At 63.4% G+C, this 26,470-nt stretch carries 25 protein-coding genes and 1 riboswitch; of the genes, 18 read left to right on the top strand and 7 right to left on the bottom strand.

The window, feature by feature from the left end:
* Positions 1–42: 42 nt before the first annotated feature.
* Positions 43–414, top strand: coding sequence for a hypothetical protein (locus QEN71_RS11010; protein WP_201652805.1), 372 nt, complete (start codon positions 43–45; stop codon positions 412–414).
* 106 nt (positions 415–520) lie between these two features.
* Here QEN71_RS11010 and QEN71_RS11005 read toward each other — a convergent pair whose 3' ends face one another.
* A complete protein-coding gene (locus tag QEN71_RS11005; protein ID WP_201652808.1) occupies positions 521–757 on the bottom strand; it encodes a hypothetical protein in 237 nt (78 codons plus the stop codon).
* A 376-nt stretch (positions 758–1,133) separates the two neighbouring features.
* Between QEN71_RS11005 and QEN71_RS11000 the strand changes: the two genes are divergently transcribed.
* The 7 genes from QEN71_RS11000 (at position 1,134) to QEN71_RS10970 (ending at position 9,579) form a co-directional block, all read left to right on the top strand.
* On the top strand, positions 1,134–1,661 hold the full coding sequence (locus tag QEN71_RS11000) for an HD domain-containing protein (RefSeq protein WP_201652811.1): 528 nt from the start codon (positions 1,134–1,136) through the stop codon (positions 1,659–1,661).
* Between the two features lie 94 nt (positions 1,662–1,755).
* Complete coding sequence (locus tag QEN71_RS10995) at positions 1,756–2,868, top strand: metallophosphoesterase family protein (RefSeq protein ID WP_201652814.1); 1,113 nt, start codon at positions 1,756–1,758, stop codon at positions 2,866–2,868.
* On the top strand, positions 2,865–5,501 hold the full coding sequence (locus tag QEN71_RS10990) for an AAA family ATPase (RefSeq protein WP_201652817.1): 2,637 nt from the start codon (positions 2,865–2,867) through the stop codon (positions 5,499–5,501). Before QEN71_RS10995 ends, QEN71_RS10990 begins: the two co-directional genes overlap by 4 nt.
* 99 nt (positions 5,502–5,600) lie before the next feature.
* Positions 5,601–6,461: a MurR/RpiR family transcriptional regulator gene (locus tag QEN71_RS10985; protein WP_201652820.1), complete on the top strand. Its 861-nt coding sequence runs from the start codon at positions 5,601–5,603 to the stop codon at positions 6,459–6,461.
* Positions 6,462–6,581: 120 nt separating this feature from the next.
* Entirely contained in the window at positions 6,582–7,622 is a 1,041-nt protein-coding gene (locus QEN71_RS10980) for a C45 family autoproteolytic acyltransferase/hydolase (RefSeq protein ID WP_201652823.1), read from the top strand.
* A gap of 34 nt (positions 7,623–7,656) precedes the next feature.
* Positions 7,657–8,994, top strand: a complete 1,338-nt coding sequence (locus QEN71_RS10975; RefSeq protein ID WP_201652826.1) for an aspartate aminotransferase family protein — start codon at positions 7,657–7,659, stop codon at positions 8,992–8,994.
* A 30-nt stretch (positions 8,995–9,024) separates the two neighbouring features.
* Positions 9,025–9,579 (top strand): carboxymuconolactone decarboxylase family protein, encoded by a 555-nt coding sequence (locus QEN71_RS10970; RefSeq protein ID WP_201652829.1) that lies wholly within the window; start codon positions 9,025–9,027, stop codon positions 9,577–9,579.
* Positions 9,580–9,699: 120 nt separating this feature from the next.
* Here the strand turns inward: QEN71_RS10970 and QEN71_RS10965 are convergent, their stop codons facing one another.
* Positions 9,700–9,993 (bottom strand): DUF4148 domain-containing protein, encoded by a 294-nt coding sequence (locus QEN71_RS10965; protein WP_201652832.1) that lies wholly within the window; start codon positions 9,991–9,993, stop codon positions 9,700–9,702.
* A 325-nt stretch (positions 9,994–10,318) separates the two neighbouring features.
* Here QEN71_RS10965 and QEN71_RS10960 point away from each other — a divergent pair, with 325 nt between their 5' ends.
* From QEN71_RS10960 to QEN71_RS10940, 5 genes are all read left to right on the top strand, one after another.
* On the top strand, positions 10,319–10,744 hold the full coding sequence (locus QEN71_RS10960) for an OsmC family protein (protein WP_028366515.1): 426 nt from the start codon (positions 10,319–10,321) through the stop codon (positions 10,742–10,744).
* Positions 10,745–10,843: 99 nt separating this feature from the next.
* Positions 10,844–11,680 carry an isocitrate lyase/PEP mutase family protein gene (locus QEN71_RS10955; protein ID WP_201652836.1) on the top strand — a complete coding sequence of 279 codons (837 nt, stop codon included), beginning with the start codon at positions 10,844–10,846 and terminating at the stop codon, positions 11,678–11,680.
* 86 nt (positions 11,681–11,766) lie between these two features.
* Positions 11,767–12,399, top strand: a complete 633-nt coding sequence (locus QEN71_RS10950; protein ID WP_201652839.1) for a TetR/AcrR family transcriptional regulator — start codon at positions 11,767–11,769, stop codon at positions 12,397–12,399.
* A gap of 57 nt (positions 12,400–12,456) precedes the next feature.
* Complete coding sequence (locus tag QEN71_RS10945) at positions 12,457–13,935, top strand: MFS transporter (RefSeq protein WP_201652842.1); 1,479 nt, start codon at positions 12,457–12,459, stop codon at positions 13,933–13,935.
* A 534-nt stretch (positions 13,936–14,469) separates the two neighbouring features.
* Positions 14,470–14,751 carry a YodC family protein gene (locus QEN71_RS10940; protein WP_201652845.1) on the top strand — a complete coding sequence of 94 codons (282 nt, stop codon included), beginning with the start codon at positions 14,470–14,472 and terminating at the stop codon, positions 14,749–14,751.
* A gap of 94 nt (positions 14,752–14,845) precedes the next feature.
* On the opposite strand, the gene QEN71_RS10935 is transcribed toward QEN71_RS10940, so the two are convergent.
* Entirely contained in the window at positions 14,846–15,478 is a 633-nt protein-coding gene (locus QEN71_RS10935) for a LysE family translocator (protein WP_201652848.1), read from the bottom strand.
* 40 nt (positions 15,479–15,518) lie between these two features.
* A riboswitch (ZMP/ZTP riboswitch) is annotated at positions 15,519–15,627 on the bottom strand.
* Between the two features lie 46 nt (positions 15,628–15,673).
* The gene (locus QEN71_RS10930) at positions 15,674–15,991 is read right to left on the bottom strand and encodes a DMT family transporter (RefSeq protein ID WP_201652851.1); all 318 of its coding nucleotides are present in this window, start codon (positions 15,989–15,991) and stop codon (positions 15,674–15,676) included.
* A 76-nt stretch (positions 15,992–16,067) separates the two neighbouring features.
* Here QEN71_RS10930 and QEN71_RS10925 point away from each other — a divergent pair, with 76 nt between their 5' ends.
* A complete protein-coding gene (locus tag QEN71_RS10925; protein ID WP_201652854.1) occupies positions 16,068–16,487 on the top strand; it encodes a winged helix-turn-helix transcriptional regulator in 420 nt (139 codons plus the stop codon).
* A 16-nt stretch (positions 16,488–16,503) separates the two neighbouring features.
* Here QEN71_RS10925 and QEN71_RS10920 read toward each other — a convergent pair whose 3' ends face one another.
* Together QEN71_RS10920 and QEN71_RS10915 are read right to left on the bottom strand one after the other, a co-directional pair.
* Positions 16,504–17,658 carry an epoxide hydrolase family protein gene (locus QEN71_RS10920; protein WP_201652857.1) on the bottom strand — a complete coding sequence of 385 codons (1,155 nt, stop codon included), beginning with the start codon at positions 17,656–17,658 and terminating at the stop codon, positions 16,504–16,506.
* A 36-nt stretch (positions 17,659–17,694) separates the two neighbouring features.
* The gene (locus QEN71_RS10915) at positions 17,695–18,003 is read right to left on the bottom strand and encodes a superinfection immunity protein (protein ID WP_201652860.1); all 309 of its coding nucleotides are present in this window, start codon (positions 18,001–18,003) and stop codon (positions 17,695–17,697) included.
* 170 nt (positions 18,004–18,173) lie between these two features.
* On the opposite strand from QEN71_RS10915, the gene QEN71_RS10910 reads away from it, so the two are divergent.
* The 3 genes from QEN71_RS10910 to QEN71_RS10900 all read left to right on the top strand — a co-directional run bounded on the left by QEN71_RS10910 (position 18,174) and on the right by QEN71_RS10900 (position 22,182).
* Positions 18,174–19,634, top strand: a complete 1,461-nt coding sequence (locus QEN71_RS10910; RefSeq protein WP_201652863.1) for a M20 family metallopeptidase — start codon at positions 18,174–18,176, stop codon at positions 19,632–19,634.
* 100 nt (positions 19,635–19,734) lie between these two features.
* Positions 19,735–20,841, top strand: coding sequence for a malate/lactate/ureidoglycolate dehydrogenase (locus QEN71_RS10905; RefSeq protein WP_201652866.1), 1,107 nt, complete (start codon positions 19,735–19,737; stop codon positions 20,839–20,841).
* A gap of 462 nt (positions 20,842–21,303) precedes the next feature.
* A complete protein-coding gene (locus tag QEN71_RS10900; RefSeq protein WP_201652869.1) occupies positions 21,304–22,182 on the top strand; it encodes a crotonase/enoyl-CoA hydratase family protein in 879 nt (292 codons plus the stop codon).
* Positions 22,183–22,421: 239 nt separating this feature from the next.
* Here QEN71_RS10900 and pdeR read toward each other — a convergent pair whose 3' ends face one another.
* Complete coding sequence (gene pdeR, locus QEN71_RS10895) at positions 22,422–24,425, bottom strand: cyclic di-GMP phosphodiesterase (protein WP_201652872.1); 2,004 nt, start codon at positions 24,423–24,425, stop codon at positions 22,422–22,424.
* Between the two features lie 458 nt (positions 24,426–24,883).
* Between pdeR and treA the strand changes: the two genes are divergently transcribed.
* Positions 24,884–26,443: an alpha,alpha-trehalase TreA gene (gene treA, locus QEN71_RS10890; RefSeq protein WP_290468245.1), complete on the top strand. Its 1,560-nt coding sequence runs from the start codon at positions 24,884–24,886 to the stop codon at positions 26,441–26,443.
* Positions 26,444–26,470: the final 27 nt, after the last annotated feature.

Genomic DNA, 26,470 nt, shown 5'->3' with positions numbered 1-26,470 from the left:
ATCATGCTCCGGGCTGCTCATCTGTTCGATGGGGAGCGAAGGATGAGCAATGCACGTAGCACTCAAGGCGCCGTCTACCTCGAAGGCGAAACTCAGGTCACGCTGCTGACGCTGATCGTCGCGCTGCATCTGCTCGTCTACGCGGAAACACGCTGGTGGCTCACGGCGTCGCAGGCGGTCGACGCGATGCGGCGCTGGCATATGACCGATGCGAGCGCGCTCGATGTGATGCGGCGGGTCACGCTGTCGAGCAGAGCGCTGCCGCTTGCGATGCGCCTCGTCGAGTGCCACGCGAGCCTGCGCGATTCGGCGGGTCTGCAGGCAGCCTTTACCGACCAGCTTCAGATCGACAAGGATGCGGATCAATACCGGATCATTCGCCGAGCATGCGAAATGGCGCTGTTGCGCATGTAGCGTCGGCGGGGACGTGTGAAGAAGAAGGAGCGCGAGGCTCCGTAGCGGGATGCGATATCGCAGCCGCGAGCGCGGCTGCGTGTGCTTCTGTGGACTTCAGCTTCGTTCAGCCTTGCGTCAGCGCTTCCTCGGCGGCTTGCCAGTGGTCGGTGACGGCCTTGTCGGTGATGCGCACTTTCGCCAGCAGCGGCACGTAGCCGCGCAGCTTGATCTCGCCGACGGCGAGCGTTTCCGAGCGATAAATCTCCGGCGTGACCTTGGTGCCGTCCTCGAACTCCACGGTATAGCCGTCGATCGGTCCCCAGCGGCCCTTCGGTACAGGTTCTACATAGACGTGCAACATTTGACCTCTCCCTGCGTTATGAACAAGCGTTGGGCGGTTCGCACTGACTCGCCGAACTGTCGCCTCTTGTATAAGAGAGTACCGAACCTGGCGATCATCGCGGGCGCGTGTCGCGCGCCGTGACGAGAATAAAAATCGCATATAAATCAATTGGATATGCGTTTCATTTCGCGATGTGAAGCGGCTTTTTCCGATACGCATTGCCTTCTGGCTGCGATGCAGCACGCAGTTTTGTGACACGAGCCCTGATTTTGCAATGTGAGATTGCGGCCCTGGTTGCTTCGGGAAAAGGACACGGGATGTCCCGGGCGCGCGGTAGGATCTCGACGAACCCAACGAGATCCGACAAGACCCGCGGACACAAGGAAACGCAAACATGAACGTGCTAATCAGGGCGACCGCATTCGCTGCGGACAAGCATCGCAACCAGCGGCGCAAGGACGCCGACGCCTCGCCGTACATCAACCATCCCATCGCCCTTGCCGACGTGCTGGCCAACGAAGGCAATGTCGCCGACGAAGCCGTTCTCGTCGCGGCCTTGCTTCACGACACGATCGAGGACACGGAAACCTCGATGGAAGAACTGGTCGCGCAGTTCGGCCAGGAAGCCGCCGACATCGTCGCGGAAGTCACCGACGACAAGTCCTTGCCGAAGGCGGAACGCAAGCGCTTGCAGGTCGAGCACGCGGCCACCATCAGCGGCAAGGCGAAGCTCGTCAAACTCGCCGACAAGATCTGCAACCTGCGCGATATCGCGGCCTGTCCGCCGGCGGATTGGCCCGTCGAGCGCAAGCGCGAGTATTTCGACTGGGCGAAAGCGGTCGTGGACGGGCTGCGCGGCGTGCATCCCGGACTCGAAGCGGTGTTCGACCGCGCGTTTGCGGCGAAGCCGCCCGCAGCTTGACTATTCGAGAAGTCCTAAAATGCGCCCGTCCCATGGAAAATAGCGGACTCGGGACACGAGCGATAAACGAATAGCGGCAAGAGAGGGCCGGAAATTGAAACTACTGCACACCGCCGACTGGCAGATCGGCACCCAGTTCGGCCAGTTCACGCCGGAAGAAGCCGCGCATCTGACGGAAGCGCGCTTCGACACGGTCCGGCGCATCGCGAGCCTTGCCACGGAACGCGGCATGGACGCGGTGCTGGTCGCCGGCGACGTCTTCGATCAGCAGACGGTCTCCGAAACGGTTATCCGCAGGCTGTTCGGCGCGTTGTCGGGCTATGCCGGGCCGTGGTATCTGCTGCCGGGCAACCACGACGCCGCGCTGGCCGAAAGCGTCTGGACCCGTGCGCAACGCCTCGGTTGCGTGCCGGACAACGCGCATCTGATTCTCGAACCGGGCGTGATCCTGCTGGACGCGCAGCGGGCCGCGCTGCTGTGCGCACCGCTCACGCAGCGCAATACCTACGGAGACACGACCGCGTTCTTCGACCAGTTGGAAACGCCCGAAGGCTATCTTCGAATCGGGCTCGCGCATGGCAGCGTGACGGGCATCCTGCAGGAAGACGTCGATTCGACGAATCCGATCGCGCCGACCCGCGCGCAGACGGCGCGCCTCGACTATCTCGCACTGGGCGACTGGCACGGCGAGTATCGGGTCGAAGAGCGCATCCGCTACGCGGGCACCCACGAGCAGGACCGTTTCCGGAGCAACGAGCCGGGCTACGTGCTCGAAGTCGAACTGCCGGGGCCGGGCGCGATGCCCATCGTGCAGCGCACGCGCGTGAGCAAATACGGGTGGCATCTGCTGAAGCCGCATCTGACGGTGGCAAGCGACGTGACGCAACTGCGCACGCAACTCGAAGCGTTCGGCGAACACGACGTGCTGCGTATCGAAGTGACGGGCGATCTCGCGCTTGCCGACGCCGAAGCGGTGAACGTCGCCATCGAGGAAACCCGCGCGCGCGTGCGCGCACTGCGCGCGACGACCACGGGCGTCAAGGTGCTGCCGACGGACGAAGATCTGGCCGCGCTCGGCGCGCGCAGCGGTTATCTGGCGAAGGTGGTCGAGCGGCTGCGGGCGATCCAGGCCGACGGAGAAGGCGCGGTTGCATCCGAAGCGCTGCTGATGCTCGCGCGATATCAACGTGAAACGGGGGCAGCGTGATTCTCGAAAGCATTACGATCCAGAACTTTCGCAAGCTGACTGACCGCATCGTCATCGATGGACTCGAGTCGGGGCTGAATCTGATCAGCGGCCCGAACGAGGCAGGCAAAAGCACGATCGCCGAGGCCGTGCGCACGGTGTTTCTCGACCGCTACAAGGTGAGCGGGCTCGACGCGCTGATTCCCGCGTCGCGCCCGGACGGTCTGCCGACGGTCGAAGTCGGATTCGACATCGGCGGGACGAAACATCATCTCGTCAAGCAGTTCGTCAAGAAGCAGCGCTGCAATCTGCGCGTCGGCAGCAAGACGTTCGACGGCGACGAAGCGGAAGCGATTCTCGCCGACACGATCGGCTTCACCCGGCCGAAGCAGGGCCTCACCCGCGCGGAGCACGCCGGCATTCCCGGACTGCTGTGGGTGCGCCAGGGGCAAACGGGCGACGTGCGCAAACCGGGCGAACACGCGTCGACGCATGTTCGCGCTGCGCTGACGCAACTCACAGGCGGCGAAACGCCCGGCGGCGACGACGCGCTAATTGCCGCTGTCCAGAAAGATCTCTTTAAGCTGATCACGAGCCAGGCGCGTAAGCCGACGGGCGAACTGGCTTCGGTCGAGAAGGAGATCGAGAGCCTGAAGGCGGACCAGTCGACGCTGGAACAGGCCAACCGCGATTTCGACGAAGACATCGTCCGGCTCGGCAAGCTTCAGCGCGAACACGACAACGGGGAGCGCGAGCGTCCGTGGGAAGCGCTGCGTCAGAAGGCGGCGGCCGCGCTTGCTCGTGCCCAGCAAAACGACGTGCTCAGGCGCGAACACGATGAGGTCGCGCAAAAGCTCAGGTTTGCCGAGACCGAACATCGGTCGCTGGTCGAGCAGGAGCAGTTTGCCGCGAGTGTCGAGGCGTCTGTCGCGACCGACGGGCGCGATCTCGACAAGGCCGAAGCGGTCGCGGCTCAGGCCGAAGCCGCTCACGAGCGTGCGCAAGCTGCCGACGCCGCCGCGCAGAAGGCGAGCGAGCAGGCGCAGCACGCGCATGCGAAGGCGATTGCCGCCGAACTCGCAACGGAAGTCAGGGCGCAGGCGCAAAGCCAGCAGGCGGATATCGCCCGCATCGAGGCCACGCTCGCGCGCGCGACGGAAAGCCACGCTAAGGTGCTCGAGCTGACGCGCGTTGCCGCGAACCTCGAACTCGACGAGAAGAAGATCAGGCGTCTTCAGCAGGTGAGCGAGGAACTCGTTCCGCTGCAGGCTCAAAAGAACGCGGCGCTGACGCGCATCGAATACCGGTTGAGCGCGGCCATCATGGTCGACGGTGCGCCCGTGCAGGGAGATGGCACACTGGTGCTCGACGGGCGCAGGACCATCGGCCTGCCGGGTCTCGGCGAATTGACCATCGTGCCCGGCACGCTCGACCTGTCCGCGCTCGATACGCAGTTGCAGAGTCTCGAAGCCGAACGCGACAAGCTCTTGCTCGCGCTCGGCGTCGACAGCCATGCGCAGGGCGCCGAGCAGCTTTCGCGCTGGAAGTCGGTGTGCATCGAGCGCGACAACCACGCGCAGATGCTCAGAACGCATGCGCCTGACGGCGTCGATGCGCTGCGCGGCGAACTCGAACAGGCGCGCGGCCGTCTGGGCGCGACGCAGGCGAAGCTGGACGCGCTGGAAGACGCGATGGGCGCGATCCCCGTCGCGCAGGCAAAGGACGCCGTCGATACGGCGCGGGTGCAGAGCGAAACGGCGCGCGCCGCGCTGCTGGATGCCGCGACGCTCAAGGCACAGACCGCGGCGAGCGTGACGGGCATTCGCGAGCGTCTGCAGGTCAACGAAGCGCGGCTGAAAGATCCCGCGTTCATCGAAGAACGCAGGCGCCGGCAGGCGGCGCTGGTCGAGAAGAAGTCGTACATCGACGAGTACACGCGCAATCTCGAGGCAGCTGCGCAGCGCCTGAGCGCCGTCAGCCAGGACGATCCGCGCGCCGATGCCGAGCGCTACAACCGTTCGGCCGAGATCGAGCATCAGCAGCATCTCGACCGACAGCGCAACGCGGGTTTGCTGCGCACGCGGCTCGAAACGCTCGGCGGCACGGAACTCGGCGTGCGTCTCGCGCAAACGGCGGCTGCCATCGAGCAGGCCGAGGCGCGGCGCGCGGAACTGCGCATGCGTGCCGACGCGCTGAGTCTGCTGGAGCAGGTGCTGGTCGAAGAGCGCGATACGGCCGTCGCTACCTTGCGCAAACCGCTGACCGACCGCGTCAATCACTACCTGCGGCGCGTGTTCCCGGCGGGCGAGCTGAGCGTTGACGAGTCGCTGTCGCCTGTGGGCCTGATGCGCGGCACGTCCGACGAAGCGTTCGACTCGCTCAGCTACGGCACGCAGGAACAGCTTGGACTGCTGGTGCGTCTCGCGTACGCCGATTTGCTGAAGGACGCGGGCAAGCCGACGCTGCTTCTATTCGACGATGCAATCGTCCATACGGACGAAGAGCGGCGCGAGTCGATCAAGCGCGCATTGCTCGACGCGTCCACACGGCACCAGATTCTGGTGTTCACCTGCCATCCGTCGGCGTGGAGCGATCTGGGTGTGAAGCAGCGGCGTCTGGAGGATATCAAGGCAGCGTCGCGGCTGGCCGTCTGAAACGGGTGTCGGCGCGAGAGGCCGGGCCGACACCCTCATTCGCCCCCATCAAAACCGGGTGATAACATTTGTTGTCATCCTCATCGCCCGGTACACCGTATGCCCGACACCTTCGACCAGCTCGCCACCCTGATTCGCGGGCGCTTCTCGGAACTCAGTCCGCAGTTCCAGATGGGCGCGGCGTTTCTGCTCGATCATCCCGATGAGGTGGCCGTCTCGTCGATGCGCAAGGTCGCCGAGCGCGCGCAGGTGCAACCCGCGTCGCTCGTGCGCCTGTCGCAGCAACTGGGCTTTCCGGGCTGGAACGAATTGCGCGATCTGTTCGTCGCCCGCGTGCGCACGCGTCCCGAGCCGCTGACGAGCCGTGCACGCTCGCTCGTCAAAGGCCACGCGAAAGACGCGCTCGCGCACGATCTGCTCGTCGCGCATCAGCACAACCTCGAAGTAACGGCGGCGCACAACGCGCGCGTCACCATCGAAGCGGCCAAGCTGCTGCGGCGCGCGCCGCACGTGCATGTCGGCGGATTTCGCTCGTGCTATCCCGTCGCGTTCGGTTTCGTCTACGGATACCGGCTGTTTCGCTCGTCGGTCTCGCTGCTGACGGGCGAAGCCGGCACGCTCGAAATGCAGTTGCGCGGCATCGAGCGCGACAGCGCGACCGTCGTCGTCAGCTTCGCGCCGTATTCCGTCGAGGCGGCGCGCGTCGCCGAAGCCGCGCTGGAAAAGGGCAGCAAGCTGATCGCGATCACCGACAGCGCCGTCTCGCCGATCGCGCTGAACGCCGACAAGGCGCTGATCTTCTCGCACGAAAGCCCGTCGTTCTTCCCGTCGCTGGTCGCCGCGACGGCCATCGCCGAATCGCTCGTCGCCCATCTGCTCGCGCTCGAAGGCACGGACGCCGTTCAGCAACTCGAACTCGCCGAGCAGTCGCTGCACGCGAAGGGCGCCTACGTTCCTTAATCACCGCTGACGCGCGCCGTTCTCGACAACAGGCGCGCCGATTTGCGTCTTCTTTGACAACATATGTTGTTGTGCGCTATAAATGCCGCATCGCGTGTTGACTGAAGTTCGAGGTGTCGTGTGGCGAAGCAGGGTTGGGAATTGCATCGGATAGCGGGCGAGCCGTTTGAAATCGGCCGCCAGCTCGGCGAACTGGCGCGGCCGGTTTTCGATGCGTACATGCAGCAGAGCGCCGCGTGGCGCGCGGTGCAGGCGTGGCGCGGTCACGCGTTCGTGCAGCATCTGCGCGATGCGGCGCGCGCGCTTTTTCCCGCTCAACTGGACGAACTCGACGGCATGGCGGCGGGCCTCGGCTGGTCGGCCGAAGACGTTTTCCTATGGAACTGCCGCGGCGAACTCGTGCACGACACGCCGGACGGCTGCACGACCTTCGCCGCCGTGCGCGCCGACGATACGCTCATCGCGCACAACGAGGACGGCGATCCGTTTCTGCTCGGCAAAGGCCTGCTGGTCGACGTTCAGCCGAAGGGCAAGCCCGGCTTCGTCAGCTTCTGTTACCCCGGCTCGCTGCCCGGTCACACGTTCGCGGTGAATCGCGCGGGACTCGTGCAGGCGATCAACAATCTGCGCATCCGTCAGTCCGTGACGGGCGTGCCGCGCATGATCCTGTCGCGCGCGGTGCTCGACGCATCGACGCTCGACGAAGCCGTTCGGCTGCTGCACGACACGCCGCGCGCGAGCGGCTTTCATCACACGCTCGGCGCGGCGGGCGAACGCCGCGTGTTCAGCATCGAAGCGACGGCGCAGCGCTGTTCGATCGAATCCGTCAGGCGTGCGTCGGGTCACGCGAATCACATGATTCATCCCGGTTGCGAAGACGAATCGCAGATCGTCACGGATTCGTCGCGCGACCGGCAGGCGCGCATTGCTTTGCTGCTCGACGAGCGCGGCGCTGACATCGACGGCGACACGCTCGTCGACATGCTGCACGACAAGGCGCCCGCCGGTTTGCCCATCTATCGCGACGACCCGCACGATCCCGACGACGAAAACACGCTCGCGACCGCGCTGTTCCAACTCCGCGACGACGGTATCGCGCTGCGAGTGCACGCGCAGCACGCCGTCGTTTTCGAAACCTTTGTTGCACGCACGGCGGCCTGAGCGCCGCCGCCTTCCGCTCATTCAAGGAGAGCGCATGACAACCGTATTCCATCGCATGCCCAAGCAGACGTTGCCCGTCGCCGTCAAAGGCGAGGGCATCGAGATCGTCGATTCGACGGGCAAGCGTTACATCGACGCATCGGGCGGCGCGGCCGTGTCGTGCCTCGGCCACAGCAACCAGCGCGTGATCGACGCGATCAAGCGACAGGCGCAGGCATTGCCGTACGCGCACACGTCGTTCTTCACGACCGAGCCCGCCGAAGAACTTGCGAGCTATCTGACCGAGCGCGCGCCGCAAGGGCTTGGGCATGTGTATTTCGTGTCGGGCGGATCGGAGGCGATCGAGGCGGCGCTGAAGCTCGCGCGTCAGTATTTCGTCGAACTGGGGCAGCCGCAGCGCCGTCACATCATCGCGCGGCGTCAGAGCTATCACGGCAATACGCTCGGCGCGCTCGCGATCGGCGGCAATGCGTGGCGGCGCGAGCCGTTCCTGCCGCTGCTGATCGACGCGCATCACGTGAGCCCGTGCTATGCGTATCGCGAGCAGCGCGCGGACGAAACGGAAGAGCAGTTCGCGCAGCGTCTCGCCGACGAACTCGAACAGAAGATTCTCGAACTCGGTTCCGACACGGTCGCTGCGTTCGTCGCGGAAACGGTGGTCGGCGCGACGGCGGGCGCGGTGCCGCCCGTGCGCGAGTATTTCCGCAAGATCCGCGCGGTGTGCGACCGCTACGGCGTGCTGCTGATTCTCGATGAAATCATGTCGGGCATGGGCCGCACCGGCCATCTGTACGCGTGTGAGGAAGACGGTGTCACGCCCGATCTGCTGACCATCGCGAAAGGTCTCGGCGCGGGTTATCAGCCGATCGGCGCGACGCTCGTGAGCGACAAAATCTATCAGGCGATCACGGGCGGAACGGGCTTTTTCCAGCACGGCCACACGTACATCGGCCATGCGACGGCATGCGCCGCCGCGCTCGAAGTGCAGCGCGTGATCGCCGACGAGCATCTGCTCGACAACGTGAAAGCACGCGGTGAACAGTTGCGTTCGCTGCTGCGCGAGCACTATGCGCAGCATCCGTCTATCGGCGACGTGCGCGGGCGCGGGCTGTTCGTCGGTGTCGAACTGGTGAAGGACCGCGCGACGAAAACGCCGTTCGATGCGAAACTGAAGCTGCATGCCGCGATCAAGCGCGAGGCGTTCCAGCGCGGCCTGATGGTGTATCCGATGGGCGGCACCGTCGACGGCAAGGTCGGCGATCATGTGCTGCTCGCGCCGCCGTTCATTTGCACCGCAAGCGATATCGAACAGATCGTCAGCCGCCTGACGGATGCGATCGAAGGCGCGCTCGCTGCGTCGGGCGCCGCCTGACCGAATTCACTCACACACGAAGAGCTTCCGATGACCAACCGTCTGCCATCGTTCGACGCCAGCCACGCGACGCCCGAACAGAAAACCGTGCTCGAAGAAATCCTGTCGGGTCCGCGCGGCAATCTGAACGGGCCGTTTCTCGGCTGGATTCATAGTCCCGAACTCGCGCAGCACGCGCAGCGCCTCGGCGCATTCTGCCGCTACAAGACGGGCTTGCCGCTGCGTCTGTCGGAACTGGCGATTCTCGTCACGGCGTCGCGCTGGCAGGCGCAGGCCGAGTGGTTCATCCACTATCCGATTGCAATCGAAGCGGGCGTGCGCGTTGAAGACGCCGAGGCGATCCGCACAGGCAACGTGCCGTCGTTCGCCGATGCCGACGACGCGCTGATCTACGCGTTCGCCACCGAGCTGTACGACGCGAAGCGCGTGTCCGATGCGACGTATGCGAAGACCGTCGAGCGTTTCGGGCATGAAGTGACGATCAATCTCGTCGGGCTGCTCGGCTATTACGCGCTCGTCGCGATGACGTTGAACGTGTTCAACATGCGCGCGCAGGGCCAGGACTCGCTGCCGTTCGCCGAATAAGCGCTTCAGAGAAGGGCAAAAAAGAGAAGGCCCCGGCTGACTTCATGAGTCAGCCGGGGCCTTCGCGCATCTGCAAGCGGCGGTTAATTGAACCACTCGCGCCGGTTTAAGCCAGCGAGCTTAGTTGCCGCGGAACGTCGAGAAAATGCGTTGCTCGACGCTCGGACGCTTGCCCGATTCCGACGTGCCGGCCGTCACGCCGCCGACTTCCGTCGAACCCGACGTTGCGCCGAATTGCGGCTTGGCGGCCGGATACGCGACGTCGTTCTGGTCGAGCGAGCCGTTTTGTTGAGCGGCGACCAGTTCGGCCTGAACCTGCGCGCGCGTCACGGGCGCGTTGCTGGCTTGTGCGAACGACACAGCGGGAACGATCAGAGCGGATGCAACGACAACTGCGGAAAGAAGCGATTTCATGATGACCTCCGAGAACATTTGTTAATCAGTTCGGTTTGAACTCTCTTGTCCGAACCGTTGATGCGAGTGTATTTCCGGAAGGGTGATCAAAAAAGTGGCAGATTGGAGAAAGATTCTTGCGGCGAGTGAAATAATGATCAGGAGCGCGGCTTCACGGCAGTGCCACCGATATCCGCCTATGATGATGCTTCGGTCCACGCCTACGGCCCACGTTTGGCGCAGCACGCGTGACCGGTGCCGAAGCCGCGAATGATCGGGCGAAGACCGCCGCGGCCGGCATCGTCGTTGGGAGCGCGGCAGCACGAACCCGAAACAGGAGAGACGAATGAAGCGCAAGGCATCAGCAGTCTGGCAAGGCGGTCTGCAGGACGGCAAGGGCTCCATCTCCACCGATAGCGGCGTGCTCAAGGACACGCAGTATTCGTTCGCGACGCGTTTCGAGAACGGCATCGGCACGAATCCCGAAGAACTGATCGCGGCGGCGCATGCAGGGTGCTTTTCGATGGCGTTGTCGGCGGAACTCGGCAAGGCCAACATCAAGCCGGAGCGCATCGCGACCACGGCTACCGTCACGCTCGACAAGGACGGCGGCGGCTTCGCGGTGACGGCCTCGCATCTCGACGTCGTCGTGAAGATTCCGGGCGGCGACAAGGCCGCGTTCGACAAGGCCGCCGCCGACGCCAAGGCAGGTTGCCCGATCTCGAAGGTGTTGAACGCGACGATCACGATGGACGCGAAACTCGAAACCTGAGTTCTCGTCACACAGCGCAGTTCTTTCCGCTCTTGCCCGGTCACGCGATCCACCGCCGGGCTGAGCGGCGCATCCGGGATCGACACAAATGGAGCGGCCATGACATCACAAGCAGATAAAGCACAGGCGTTTCGCGCGCTTCACGAAGCGAGCGTGCCGTTCGTCATCCCCAATCCGTGGGACATCGGTTCCGCGCGCCTGCTCGAAGCGCTCGGCTTCAAGGCGCTGGCGACGACGAGCGCGGGTTATGCCTTCTCCATCGGCGTGCCGGATAACGCCGTCGGCCGCGAGCAGATGATCCGTCATCTCGCCGAACTCGCGCCGTCGACGGCGCTGCCTGTCAGCGCGGACCTCGAAAACGGCTTCGGCGACGCGCCGGAGGACGCGGCCGAAACGATCCGCCAGGCGGCTGCGGCGGGCGTCGTAGGCGGCTCGATCGAGGACGCGACGGGCCGCGCCGACAATCCCATTTACGCGCACGACCTCGCCGTCGAGCGCGTGCGCGCGGCCGTCGAAGCCGCGCGTGCACTGCCGTTCCCGTTCACGCTGACGGCGCGCGCGGAAAACTATCTGGCCGGACGCGCCGATCTCGCCGATACGATCCGCCGTCTGCAGGCGTTCCAGGAAGCGGGCGCCGACGTGCTTTACGCGCCGGGCCTCAAGACGCGCGAAGACATTGCGGCCGTCGTCAGTTCCGTCGACCGGCCCGTGAATGTGCTGATGGGCATGGCGGGCATGCCGTTTTCCGTCGACGATCTCGCGGAACTGGGCGTGCGGCGCATCAGTGTAGGCGGGGCGCTGGCGCGCGCGGCGTTGGGCGGGATGCTGCGCGCCGCGAACGAAATGCTCGGACGCGGCACGTTCACCTACACGAACGAAGCAGCGACGACGAAAGAGATTACCGACCTGTTTGCGTCCGTCGGCAAGTCTGTCTGATTGGACGAATGTCGCAGACGAATGCCGTTTGAATGCGTCGGTATTTCGCCTTGAATTCTTGAACGCGCAGTCATAAACTCGGTGGCATGACCGATATCACCGATTCCAGACGCTCGCCCGTTGTAAAAGCGGAAGCTGCGTGTGCGCGCGGCCGTCCGCGTGAATTCGACACGGACGCGGTGCTCGCCGCAGCGAGCAAGGTGTTCTGGCGCCAGGGCTTTCACGCGACGTCCGTCGAAGATCTCTGCAACGCGACGGGCGTGCTGCGCGGCAGCCTGTACGGCGTGTTCGGCGACAAGCACGGCATCATGATGGCCGCGCTCGACCACTACGCGGAAAACGCGGTCAACGGTCTCGTCGAACGTCTGAACGCGAATGTGCCGCCCGAAACCGCGCTGCGCAATGCGCTGTTGCATCACACGCGGGTCACGTCGACGCTGACAGGCTGTTTCATCACGAACAGCACGCTCGAATTGCAGCCCGAAGACGAAGCGCTGCGCGCGAAGATCCAGTCGATCCAGCGGCGCGTCGTCACGTTGCTCGCGGCCGCCGTGATTCGCGGACAGGCGGCGGGCGTGTTCAACGGCGACCTCGACGAAAAAGCCGTCGCCGATTTCCTGCTGTGCGTGACGCAAGGCCTGCGCGTGCTCGGCAAATGCAAGCGCAAGGAAGACGAGCTGAAAGCCGTCGTCGATATCGCCATGCGCGCGCTCGCTTGAAAATTAGCTGAAATTTTTTGTCGAATTTTTGAACGATCAGTCATGAATGAGAGATGCATGAAAGCGTCGGGCGTGAGTGTGCCGTCCGCATCGGGCAAGCATGTCGAAGCACAAGGGCATCAGCGTTTCGAGCGGCAAGGGCTCGCGTTGACCGTATTGTTCGTCGGCGCGTTTCTCGCGCCGCTCGATTACTTCATCGTCAATCTCGCGTTGCCTGCGATTCACACGGGGCTGAATGCCACCGACGCGCAATTGCAACTGATCGTCTCTGCCTACGCGTCGGCGTATGCAGTGCTGCTGATCACGGGCGGTCGACTCGGCGATCTGTTCGGACGGCGGCGCATGTTCATGACGGGCATGGCGGGCTTCGTCGTCGCGTCGGCGCTGTGCGGCTTCGCGCCGAATGGTCATGTGCTCGTGATCGCGCGCATCGTGCAGGGCATGGCGGCTTCTGTGATGGCGCCGCAAGTGCTCGCGACCGTGCGCGCCGTCGTGCCGCTGCATCAGCAGACGCGCGTGATGGGCTTCTATGGTTTCGTGTTCGGACTCGCGTCGATCGTCGGGCAACTGGGCGGCGGGGCGCTGATCACGTATCGGCCGTTCGGCCTCGACTGGCGGGCAATCTTCCTGATCAACATTCCCGTCGGGATTCTGGCGTTCGTCGGCGCGTGGAAGTTCGTGCCTGAGAATCAGCCCGACACGCGCGAGGGCGTCGACCTGAAGGGCGTCGCGTTGCTGTCGCTGGTGTTGCTGCTGCTGATCTACCCGATGACGCACGGCCGCGAAGCCGGCTGGCCGTGGTGGACGTTCGGGATGTTCGCGCTCGCGGTCCCCGCGCTGGCCGCGTTTATCGGAGTCGAGCGTCAGGTCGAGCGCCGCGGCGGCAGTCCGCTCGTCGATCTGCAACTGTTCCGCAACCCGGCTTTCTCGACGGGGCTCGTGATCGCGTTTCTGTTCTATTGCAACAGCGCGTTCTTCCTCACGTACGGTATCTATCTGCAGACAGGGCTGCACTGGACACCGCTGCAATCCGGTCTCGCGATCATGCCGTTCGCGCTCGGCTTCGTCGCCGGGCCGCTGACGTCACCCGCCGTCGTGCGGCAGATCGGCGCGCACGTGCTGACGCTCGGCTTCTCGATGATGGCCGTCGGCTTTTCGATCACAGGCTGGGCCGCGACGCACGCGGCGCTCGGCACGCTGTTCTACGCAGGGCTCGTGCTTGCCGGCGTCGGACAAGGGCTCGTGCTGCCGTCGATCATGCGCATCGTGCTCGGCGAAGTCGAACCGTCGAAGGCAGGGCTCGCGTCCGGTGTCGTGACGTCGACGCTGCAGATCGGCTCGGCATTCGGCACGGCCGCGATCAGCGGTGCGTTCTTCGGCGCGCTGTCGGCGCATGCGTCGGCGGCCGGCTATGCGTATGCGTTCCAGCGCAGTCTCGCGATCAACGCGGTGCTGATGGTGGTCTGCATCGCACTGAGCGTGACGCTCGTCCGGCATCAACAACGCGCTTATCGGCGCACGATCAAAGCGGCTTAGGGAAAATCCCGAGTCACTGCATTTTTGTAATTCGACAGAACAAAAATACGCGTGAAAATCGGCCGATAACGTTTTCACCCATTACAGTCATACCATTTCAGCCATCGTGCATTGCGCATTGCAACTGATATATCCATTCAGCAGTGATGCGCATATTCACAGGTGACAATCGATTATCACGGCTGCAACGCTTTTAATCCGCGTTAACTCGGACGATGTCACCAGTATGACAGCGGCTCGTCAGGTGTATTTACGTATACCCGATGTACCCAGCCTAAACTTCAGCTGGGTCAATGTTGCGCGACAACATGACGCCTTTGCCAGCATACGATTCCCGGACTAAACAATAACGAACGAACGTTCGGTATATATGCGGTTCTATTCCGGTTTTGCTGAAAACGCTTCCAATAAAAAATACTTGCTGACGAAATATTCAATTGTTAATCTTCGTCCACTCTTATTAATTCCGTTGGACCGCGGTGCGTTTATGGCAGTGAATTTTCAGCCAGCCTAATGCTTATAACGGGGACATCCATGCTGACTGCTACTTTCGACGCATTTGAAACGACGCAACAAACGGTGCAAATCAATGTCGGGGACGTGGTGACGCTCAAAGCGGGCGGCTCACGTATGACGGTGACGTATGTCGGGCCGGTTGCCCGTAAAACGGGTGAATGGCTCATTTGCCAATGGTTCGACGACCATGGCGAACTGCGTCAGGAAACGTTCGCGCCAGATGAAGTGCGGCTCCAGCCGCGCTCGATTCCGGCGGGCTCGGTGCATTTGCGCAAATTCGTTCGCATCGTTTCGCCTTGAACGCGACGACGCGCCAGAAGGCGCCTTCGCATGCTTCTTTCTACCCCTTCATGACAGACGCCGGGTGCATCAGCCAGCCCGGCGTCGTGCATTTTTAGCGCCGCGCTTCCGTCGCCATTCTCACGGCGAGACCGGCGAGCACGGTGCCCATTAGCCAGCGCTGAACGACGAGCCACGTCGGCTTGCGCGCGAGAAACACGGCAATCGATCCCGCCGTCATCGCCACCGTCGAGTTGACGGAAATGCTCAATACGATCTGAATCGCGCCGAATATCAGCGATTGCCCGAGCACGCTGCCGTGTTGCGGATCGATGAACTGCGGCAACAGCGACAGATACAGCACCGCGATTTTCGGATTCAGCAGATTCGTGATGAAGCCCATCGTGAAGAGCTTGCGCGGGCTGTCGACGGGCAGGTCGCGTACCTGGAACGGCGAGCGTCCGCCCGGCTTGACTGCCTGCCACGCGAGATATAGCAGATAGAGCGCGCCGCCGAATCGCAGCGTGTCGTACGCGAACGGCACGGCGAGCAGCAGCGCCGTGATGCCGAACGCCGCGCAGAACATATAGACAACGAAGCCGAGCGCGACGCCGCCGAGCGAAATCAGGCCGGCCGTGCGGCCCTGGCAGATCGAGCGCGAGATCAGATAGACCATGTTGGGCCCCGGCGTGAGCGCCATGCCGAGCGCGACGAGGGCGAATGCAAGCAGATGCGAGGTGTGAGGCATTGCGTGAGCTCCGTGTGAAGGAAAACCATTCGAAGAATCGCAGCAAGGCCCAGGCGCGCGGCTTGACGGAATGCCGCTGGTGATGCGGTTCCGGTTCGCGTTTCCCGGTGGTGATCCACCTCGTATGAGCGCCAGTCGCGCGAACCGTGCCATTGTTGCGCTATGCGTCCACACATGCCAGAGACAGAAACGGCCCTAGCCGTCGATACACTTGAGCGCGGCGGCCGCCGCGACGATCAGCACCATGCACGCGATACGCGGCGCCGACACAGGGTCGCCGAACAGCACGATGCCGAGCAACGTGATGCCCAGCGAGCCGATGCCCGTCCACACCACGTACGCGGTGCCCGCGGGCAGATGCTTCATCGCGAGCGTGAGCAGGAAGACGCTCGCGAGGGCAGCCGCCACCCCGCCGACGCTCGGCCACAAGCGCGTCCAGCCATTGGCATACTTGAGCGAAAGGCCCATCAAGATTTCGACGATGCTTGCAGCCAGCAGGATTAACCACGCCATCACTACCTCCATTTGAAGAATGGAGGCAGCGTAGAGGTATAGTCAGTCGCTGCCCATTACGCACCTTCTGGTAACCATGTCATTGCCCGCGCCCGTTCATTCCGCCGACACCGCGAACGCAGCGGAGCACACCGGCAACGTGTTCGACGAAGCCTGTTCGTCGCGGCTCGCGCTCGAACTGATCGCGAGCAAATGGACGCTGCTGATCCTGCCCGCGCTACAGGACGGGCCGATGCGCAACAACGCGCTGCTGCGCAAGATTGGCGGCATTTCGCAGAAGGTGTTGTCGCAGACGTTGCGCGAACTCGAGCGCAACGGGCTCGTGATTCGCGACGTGCGCGGGACGAAGCCGCTGCATGTCGAATACCGGTTGAGCGCGCTGGGTGTGTCGTTGAGCGACGCGCTCGTCACGCTCGACCGATGGGCAGAAACGCATGGCGGCGCGCTCGACGCCGCGCGTGAGCGCTACGACGCGTCGGCGCAGTCGCATCGATAGCGATGCCGTTGAAGCGTCACTTGCGCAGCGGCCGGAAGAACCGCCGTATCTCTTCGGCGAGCAGCGCGGGCTGTTCCATCGCGGCGAAGTGACCGCCGTGCGGCATGTCGGCGAATTGGGTGACGTTGAACACGCGCTCGATCCACGAGGGCGGCGGCTGGCTGATTTCCTTCGGAAAGCGGGCGAAGCCGAGCGGCGGCGTGACGCGCTGACCCGGCTCGAAACGCAGCGGCCGCGCGCGCGTTTCCGCATAGAGCCGCATCGACGAACCAATGGTTTGCGTATGCCAGTACAGCGAGAGATCGGTGAGCAGTTGATCCTTCGAAAACACGCGCTCGACGTCGCCGTCGCAATCGCTCCACGCGCGAAACTTCTCGACGATCCACGCAGCAAGACCCGCAGGCGAATCGTTCAACGCGACGGCTGCCGTGTTCGGCTTCGTCGCGTGCATGTGTGCGTAGGCGCCTTCGCCATCCGCGAATACGGCTTTCGATGCGAGGAAATCGCGCTCTTCCTGCGTGACGGACGGATCGTCGGGCGCGACGCCGGGTGCATACGAACTCGGCAAAAAGTTGAGATGAATGCCGTCGACATGCTGCGCGTGATTCGCGGCCAGCGCGATCGATACGGCCGCGCCCAGGTCGCCGCCTTGCGCGCCGAAGCGTTCGTAGCCGAGACCGCGCATCAGCTCGACCCACAGATCGGCGATCGCGTACACCGACATGCCGGGCTTCGCGGGGCGCTCGGAAAAACCGTAGCCGGGCATCGACGGCACGACGACGTCGAACGCATCGGCGGGATCCGCGCCGAATGATGCGGGATCGCATAGCTGCGGCAGCAGTTCCTCGAACTCGATGAACGAGCCGGGCCAGCCGTGTGTGAGGACGAGCGGGTAGGGCTTCGGACCGATACCGCGCCGGTGCACGAAATGCACGCCGAGACCGCCGACCTGCGCGACGAACTGCGGCGCCTGATTCAGCCGGGCCTCCGTCGCGCGCCAGTCGTAGCTGCGCGCCCAATAATCGACGAGATCGCGCAGATAGTTCAGGTCGGTGCCGAGCGTCCACGGCGCGCTGTCGAATGCATCGGGCCAGCGAGTCTGCTTGAGGCGCGTCCTCAGTGCGTCGAGTTCGAAATCGGCAATCGAAATCTGGAACGGCGTGATTTGCATGGGTTGTGTCCCTTGTCGTTGAGGGTATGCACGACGCTATTTCGGCGGGCGATTGCGCGACTCGCGCATCTGCACGCGTTCACCCAGCATCTTCGTGAAGGTTTTCATGCTGATGACACGCCGCGAACGCACGACGTCGCCTTCCAGGTTGACGGGCGGATTCGGCTGAAACGCCCAGTACAGCGCGACCAGCCAGCCGAACACCGTCCAGCCCATGCAGGCGTTGAACAGCGCGATGGTCAGCATGTCATGGCGCTTGCGGCGATCGGCGACGATGGACGGCAGGAAATACAGCCCCAGCGCGGCCACGGTCGCGACGACCTGAACGATGATGTTGTTGCCCATCGAAGCCTCCCCAGGCGCGTTGCTTATCCGTTCATTGTCGCGCGAACGGGCCGTATCCGCTTGTGGCGTTGAAGGCAGATTGCAAGGCTTCCTCCATGGTTCCCACGTATTCGGCAACGCGGGCCATAGGGTCTATCATGTGCGTTTCGACTGCACCGGATAGGGCCACCATGATCTCCGACGAAACCCAACAGGCTCAAAGGCTGAACCCCGACACACTGCGCGAATTCGTCGATCGCAAATGGAACGATGAGATCGTGCCGGCGCTCACCGACTACATCGCCGTTCCCGCCAAGAGCCCGGCCTTCGATGTCGACTGGGAAAAACACGGCTACATCGAACGCGTCATCACGGAAGCCGCGAAGTGGGCCGAACAGCAGCCCGTGCGCGGACTGAAGCTCGAAATCATCCGTTTGCCGGGACGCACGCCCGTGATCTTCTTCGAATCGCCCGCCACGCGTTCGGGCAGCACGGAAACGATCGTGCTGTACGGCCACCTCGACAAGCAGCCGGAATTCGACGGCTGGCGCAACGACCTCGGTCCGTGGACGCCGAAACTCGAAGACGGCAAGCTCTACGGCCGCGGCGGCGCGGACGATGGTTATGCGATCTACGCGAGCGTCACGGCGCTGGCCGCGCTCGATGCGCAAGGCATCGAACGGCCGCGCTGCGTCGGCCTGATCGAGACCTGCGAAGAGTCGGGCAGCTATGACCTGCTGCCGTATGTCGATGCATTGCGCGAGCGGCTCGGCAAGGTCGGGCTCGTCGTGTGCCTCGATTCGGGCGCGGGCAACTACGACCAGCTGTGGCTGACCACGTCGCTGCGCGGGCTGGTGTCGGGCGATCTCGAAGTGCAGGTGCTCGACGAAGGCATTCACTCGGGCGGCTACGGCGGCATCGCGCCGTCGAGCTTCCGCATCATGCGCCAGATGTTCGAGCGTCTTGAAGACGCCGCCGACGGCACGTTGCTGCCGAAGGGCTTCCATTGCCCGGTGCCGCTGGATCGTCTGAGCGAAGCGGAAGCGACCGCGAAGATTCTCGGCGACGACGTGTGGAAGAAATTGCCGTGGGCCTGCGGCCAGGACGGCGGCCCCGTGCTGCCCACCACCACCGATCCGAAGGAAGCGCTGCTCAATTCGACGTGGCGTCCGTCGCTGTCGGTGACGGGCGCGGCGGGTCTGCCATCGCTCGCCGATGCCGGCAACGTGCTGCGTCCGCGTACGGCGTTCAAGCTGTCGCTGCGTCTGCCGCCGCTCGTCGATGCGGAACATGCGGTGCAGCAGTTGAAGTCGCTGCTCGAATTCGATCCGCCGTACAACGCGAAAGTCACGTTCAAGCCCGACGCGGGCGCCGCGACGGGCTGGAATGCGCCGGAACTCGCGCCGTGGCTCGGTACTGCGCTGAACGACGCGTCGCGTCAGCATTTCGGCGCGGATGTCGCGTTCATTGGGCAGGGCGGCACGATCCCGCTGATGAACGTGCTGAAGGCGGGCTTCCCGACTTCGCAGTTCATGGTGTGCGGCGTGCTCGGACCGAAGTCGAACGCGCACGGTCCGAACGAGTTCCTGCACGTGCCGTACGGCAAGAAGCTGACGGCGTCCGTCGCCGAAGTGATTGCCGCCGCGCCCTGATACGCGCTGCAAGCACTGACGGGCGCTGTCCGTTTAACGGAAGGAACCGCCCGGTTCCTTCCGCTCCATCACGCACGATCCTGATCGAGTCCATCTCCGAATGAACGCTGCCACGACGTCTGCTCCCCGCATTCCTGCCGCCCGTCTGCACGAATATGTGCGCGCCATCTGGGAGCAGGCGGGCAGTTCGGCGCGTGAAGCCCAGCTTGTCGCCGATCACCTCGTTGCCGCCAATCTGACGGGACACGATTCGCATGGCGTCGGCATGATTCCGCGCTATGTCGAGTCGTTGCGCGAACACGAGTTGAAGCTCAACGGCCATGCGAGCGTCGTGAAGGACGTCGGCGCCGTGCTCACGATCGACGGCGGCAAAGGCTTCGGCCAGGTCGTCGCACAGGAAGCGATGGAGCACGGCATCGAGCGCGTGAAGAAGCTCGGCGTGTGCGCCGTCGCGCTGCGCAATGCGCATCACATCGGCCGGATCGGGCATTGGGCCGAGCAGTGCGCGAAAGCGGGCTTCGTGTCGTTCCACTTCGTCAACGTCGCGGGCGATCCGCTCGTCGCGTCATTCGGCGGCGCGGATCGGCGCATCGGCACCAATCCGTTCTGCGCGGCCTTTCCGCGCGCGGGCAAAGCGCCGCTCGTGCTCGACTTCGCGACGAGCGCCGTCGCGTATGGCAAGACGCGCGTCGCCTACAACCAGGGCAAGCAGGTGCCGCCCGGTTCGCTGATCGATCACGAAGGCAAACCGACCGTCGAGCCCAAAGTGATGATGGAAGAACCGTTCGGCGCGCTGATGCCCGTCGGCGGACAGGCGGGCGGTCACAAGGGCTTCGGCCTCGCGGCGATGTGCGAGATTTTCGGCGGCGCGCTGTCGGGCGGCTACACGACGCACGAAGACACGCTGCAAAAAACCAGTGCGATCATCAACTGCATGCTGTCGGTGATCGTCGATCCCGCCGCGTTCGACGCGCCCGACGCCGAAGCCGAAGCAGACGCGTTCGTCGAATGGGTGAAGGCGTCGCCGCTTGTCGCGGGCGCCGAGCGCATTTACGCGCCGGGCGAACCGGAACGCGTGACGCGCGCCGAGCGCGAGGCGAACGGCATTCCCGTCGATCCCGAAACGTGGCGGCAGATTCACGCGGCGGCGCTGAAGGCCGGTCTGTCGCAAGAACAGGCCGACAACTGGTCCGCCCATCTGCGCTGACGCCGGAACGCGCGCTATCGCGACGGTCGTTGCACGCGCATCGACATACGCGCGTCACACAACGCGCCGTTAAAAATCGGCCGGCACGCTCTTTAAACGCCGCTTCAAACGCTCATTTGCCGCGTTTTGCCGCCCGTCGCCGCGAATTTACAAAAATGCAATCGGAATAACCGTGGATTGCGCTTAAAACGTTTGCGATTAATTCGCAAAAATTAAAACAGATATTCTAATTGCTGCTTTGTGCCCTCATTAAAGCGGCTGAAAGAACACCTTTCCGAAGTTTTCCCCTGGTACGCAATCGTTTGCGTAAGCCTTACCTGGCAAGGCGTCTGTCAAATGGGCGTCGCCATAGTTATGACGAACTCGATTCATCTGTTCGTTACCCCTCCCCCGCGGATTCTGGTCTGTTTTAGGCTCGCATTGCTTCACCTCAAGCGTTTAACTCTAAAAGGACCGTTCAAAATGAATCTGCAAAACCATCACGCCTGCCGTCCGTTTCTCGAAGCTGGCAAACTGTCGCAAATCGCTGCGTATTACGAAGAAGAGCGCAACATCATGTGGATGATGTTGCGCGCGCAACCGCGTCCGTGCTTCAACCTCGAACTCGTGCACGACATCCTCGAACTCGCGCGGGCCGCGCGCGAGTCCAACCTGCGCATCGATTTCTGGGTGACGGGCTCGGTCATTCCGACCATGTTCAACGTCGGCGGCGACCTGAGTTTCTTCGCCGAAGCAATCCGCGCCGGGCGTCGCCAGGAACTGATGGCGTACGCGCGCGCGTGCGTCGATTGCGTGCACGCGGCGGCGCGCGGTTTCGACACCGGCGCGATTTCGATTGCGATGGTGGAGGGCACGGCGCTCGGCGGCGGTTTCGAAGCGGCGCTCGCGCACCACTTCGTGCTCGCGCAGACCGACGCGCGCATGGGCTTTCCGGAGATCGCCTTCAACCTGTTCCCGGGCATGGGCGGCTATTCGCTCGTCGCGCGCAAGGCGGGCATGCGGCTCGCGGAAGAACTGATCGGCGGCGGCGAGTCGCATACGGCCGAGTGGTACGAGGCGCGCGGTCTCGTCGACCAGCTGTTCGAACCGGGCGACGCGTACCTCGCGACGCGCACCTTCATCGACACGCTGCGTCCCAAGCTCAACGGCATCCGAGCGATGGTGCGGGCGCGTCAGCGCGTGCTGCAGCTGTCGCGCGCCGAGCTGATGGAAATCACCGAGGATTGGGTGCAGGCGGCTTTCACGATCGAGGAAAAAGACCTCGCGTTCATGGAGCGGCTCGTGATGCTGCAGAATCGCCGGGCAAGCAATCTGCGTCCGGCTGTCGTGAATGCTGCATGAAGGTTGCACGAGCACGAACGGGAAACATGTCTGATTCGCAGAACGCCCCCACGCATTGAAGTCATGCGCTCCGTCTGCACCCGTCAGGTTTTGACGCACCTATCAACGTAGCAAACAGGCAATAAGGCCGACAAGGCCAATAAGGTAATACGCAGCATGCAATCGGTAGTGAGCGCAGTCAGCCGTAAGAGCAGTGGCCAGGCAGAGGGTCTCTCAGGTCGAGCGAACTTTTCGGGGGTTCAGGCGATCAACCGGATCTTCTGCCTGTCATGCAGCCAGCGCTCGAAATCGGCAGCGGGCATCGGTTTGCCGTACAGGTAGCCCTGCACGTATTCGACGCCCAGCCCCTTCATGAACAGTTCTTCTGCCTCAGTCTCGATCCCTTCCGCCACCACCTGAAGTTGCAGCGCCTGCGCGACGGCCACCATCGAGCGCACCAGCGCCTGAGATTTCCGGTCCGCGTTGATCGAACTCACGAAGCTGCGGTCCAGCTTGATGACGTCGAGAGGAATGCGCCCCAGCTGCGACAGCGACGAATAGCCCGTGCCGAAATCGTCGAGATGAACCTGCGCGCCGAGATCGCGGAATTGCGTGATCAGGTCGATGGCAGCCGCTTCGTCTTCGATCAGACAGCTTTCCGTCAATTCGATATCGAGCAGGCAAGGATCGAGTTGCGCGCGCTCCAGCGCCTCGTTGAAATGCGCGACGACGGCCGTATCCACCAGCTGCCGCGCCGACACGTTGATCGCGACGCGCAGCGACAATCCGTGTGCCTTCCATTGCGCAGCCTGTTCGGCTGCCGTCTGCATGACCCAGCGGCCGAGCGGCCCGATGAGCCCCGATTCCTCGGCATAACGGATGAACGCGGCGGGCATGATCTGCCCGCGCTCCGGCGAATTCCAGCGCACCAGCGCCTCGACGCCGTACACGGTGCCCGTCGAGAGCGACAGCTTCGGCTGATAGTGCAGCGTCAGCTGACCTTCTTCGAGCCCACGTCGCAGGTTCGTGTCGAGCCACATGTACTCGGCGACCTTGCGGTTCATCTCCGGCGAGAACACACGATACGTGCGCTTGCCGTCGTCCTTGGCGACGTACATGGCCGTGTCGGCGGCACGGATCAGCGCTTCGAGGCTGTCGCCGTGTTCGGGGAACATCGCGATGCCGATCGAGCAGCCGGTGTACACCTCGACCAGCCCGAGACTGAACGGCGTGCGCAGCCGCTCCAGAATGCGTTGCGCCATCGCTTCCATCGAGGCGACACTCGCGACGGGCGACAGCACGATGAACTCGTCGCCGCCGAGGCGCGCGAGCGTGTCCTCATCGGCGAGGCATTCGCGCACGGCCGACGACACGTCCTGGATCAGCCGGTCGCCGAATACGTGCCCGTAGTGATCGTTGACCTTCTTGAAGTTGTCGAGATCGAGAAACAGAATGCCGAGGGCGTCGCCCGGCGCGGCGCTCTCGATGGCCGCGCGCGTCTTGTCGTGAATCGCGTTGCGGTTGGGCAGGCCCGTCAGGGAATCGGTATTCGCGAGTTCGGACAGACGCTCCTGCGCGTTGCGTTCTTTCGTGATGTCCGTGCCCGAGCAGATCAGAAACTGCTCGTCGACGCCGCTGCCGCTCATCACGAACTTGTTGCGAAAGAGAAAGAGCCGCTCGCCATGCACGGTGCGCACGCGGCGCTCGACTTCATATGCGACGCCTTCCTGGAAGAAGCCGGAGATATTCTGGCTCGACGCCGCGCCCGCTTCCGACGACATGAAGAGCGCCCACACATTGCGCCCGATCACGTCTTCTTCCTTCATGCCCGTGAGTTCTTCGGCGAGCCGGTTGAAGCGCTGGATGCGGCCGGCCCGGTCGACGATCACGACAACGGAATTCACTTCCGACACGACCTGTTCGGCGAACGACAGTCCATGCACGAGATCGCGCGCAACGGATTCCGTGTCTTCGTAGGCGGAAGCCGTGCCGGCCCAGGTGCTGCCATTGAGCTTCTTGCCGACGAGGTGCAGACGCAGCGCTTCGCCGTACAGGCGCACGTCCATCGTCAGATGCGAGGTGACGCCCGTGAGGCGGCGGATCTGCGCGGCTTGCGCGCCGGACAGCGCGATCGCGACCGTGGCCGCGTCGTCTTCCGTTTCGGGCGTCAGTTCGAGCGCATTGCTGTCGCTCGACAGACGCCAGCAGGGACTGCTCGTTCCGAATCGGGCGAAAAGCACCTGATCGTGTTGATCGTCGTTCATGAGTGGTCCACGGGCAAAATTTGCCTCCAGTCGAGCTCCGGATACGAGTACAGCACGCGGCGGCGACGGGTCTGGTTGACTGATTCGCTTCATTGTAACGAAGCGGCCTGACGTACGGCTCCGAATTGATTAACGACCTTCTAAAGAGCTTTCTTTAACCAGAAAGCATATAAAAAAACATGCCTTTGCAGGACCGGCTTCGCAAACGTTCACGCGCGATTGCGTACGTGCGTGCTGTTGTGCGATCCTCGTCTGGCGATACAAAAGCGCGACGGCAGACCAGACCGGTTGTCCACCTTTCCGAGGAGGGAGACATGAGGACGCTGTCGCTGTCGTTTGCGTTTAGGTATATGCGTGACGGTACCGTCGAGACGGATCATTCAACCGCTTTATCTTTTCATTCGACACAGCCTGTAAACAGGCGACGCACGGCGCGCGCCGTTGCGTTATCGGGCTTCATGCTGTTCGCAGGTGCTGCGCCGTTCGCGAGCGCCGATACGCAAGTCGGCGGAACATTGCCGCCGCCGCCCGACAAGTTGTATGGCGACCTGTTCGTTGCCGTGCAAACCCAGCAGGTGTACGACGACCAGAAGACCTTCGTTGACGCGTTGCCCAAAGCCGATCCCGCAACGATCCTGCAGGCGTACGAAGCGCAGAAGAACCAGCCGAATTTTTCGCTGAAGAACTTCGTCGACCAGTACTTCACGCAGCCTTCCGAGCCCATCATCACGCCGCCTCCGAACCAGTCGCTGCGCGATCACATCAACTGGCTATGGCCCGCACTCACGCGCACGACGACGAGCGCACCCGATTACAGCTCGCTGATTCCGATGCCCAAGTCGTATGTCGTGCCGGGCGGGCGCTTTCGCGAAGGCTACTACTGGGACACGTACTTCACGATGCTCGGCTTGCAGGAGTCGGGACGCGAAGATCTCGTCGACAACATGCTCGACAACTTCGCGTACATGATCGACACGTATGGCCACATTCCGAACGGCAACCGCACTTACTATCTGAGCCGCTCGCAGCCGCCGTTCTTTTCGTACATGGTGGAGCTGGCGGCGAAGGTGGAAGGAGGGCGCGTCTATCAGAAGTATTTGCCGCAGATGCGCAAGGAATACGCGTACTGGATGCAGGGCGCGTCGGGCACGAAGCCGGGCGACGCGACGCGCAATGTTGTCGTGCTGCCGGACCGGACCGTGCTCAATCGCTACTGGGATGAACTCGACACGCCGCGCGACGAGTCGTATCTCGAAGACGTGCAGACGGCGCAGAAAGCGACGGGCCGCGCGCCGAACGAGGTCTATCGCGATCTGCGCGCGACGGCGGAAAGCGGTTGGGATTTCAGCTCGCGCTGGTTTGGCGACAACGCGAATCTCACGACCGTTCGCACTACTTCGATCATTCCCGTCGATCTGAACAGCCTGATGTTCCATCTCGAGACGACGATCGCGCGCGGCTGTTCTGAAGCGCGCGACTTCAGTTGTGTCGTGCAGTTCATTGGCAAGGCTGCGAAGCGCGCCGAGGGCATCAACCGATACTTGTGGAATAGCAAGGGCTACTACGGCGACTACGACTGGAAGCTCGCGAAGTCGCGCGACAACCAGACGCCCGCGATGCTCTATCCGCTGTTCGCGGGCGCGGCGTGGCCCGACCGTGCGCACAAGACGGCGAACGTCGTTGCGTCGATACTGCTGAAGCCGGGCGGCCTGACGACCTCGACCTATGAAACAGGCCAGCAATGGGATGCGCCGAACGGCTGGGCGCCGCTGCACTGGATCGCGATCGAAGGGCTCAGGCGTTATGGGCGCAGCGATCTCGCGCAGCAGATCGGCACGCGCTTTCTCGCCGACGTGAAGAACGTCTACGCGAAAGACCAGAAGCTGGTCGAGAAGTATGTCGTCGAAGGGCAGGGGACGGGCGGGGGAGGCGGCGGCGAGTATCCGTTGCAGGACGGCTTCGGCTGGACCAACGGCGTGACGCTCAAGCTGCTCGATCTGTACGCGCCGGGCGAATGACGTACCAGCCTGCGTGTACCCAAGCGG

The sequence above is a fragment of the Paraburkholderia sabiae genome, from assembly GCF_030412785.1.
Classification (GTDB): Bacteria; Pseudomonadota; Gammaproteobacteria; order Burkholderiales; family Burkholderiaceae; genus Paraburkholderia; species Paraburkholderia sabiae.
The sequence above is the reverse complement of the archived record's forward strand: the minus strand, read 5'-3'. Positions and strand labels throughout refer to the sequence as shown.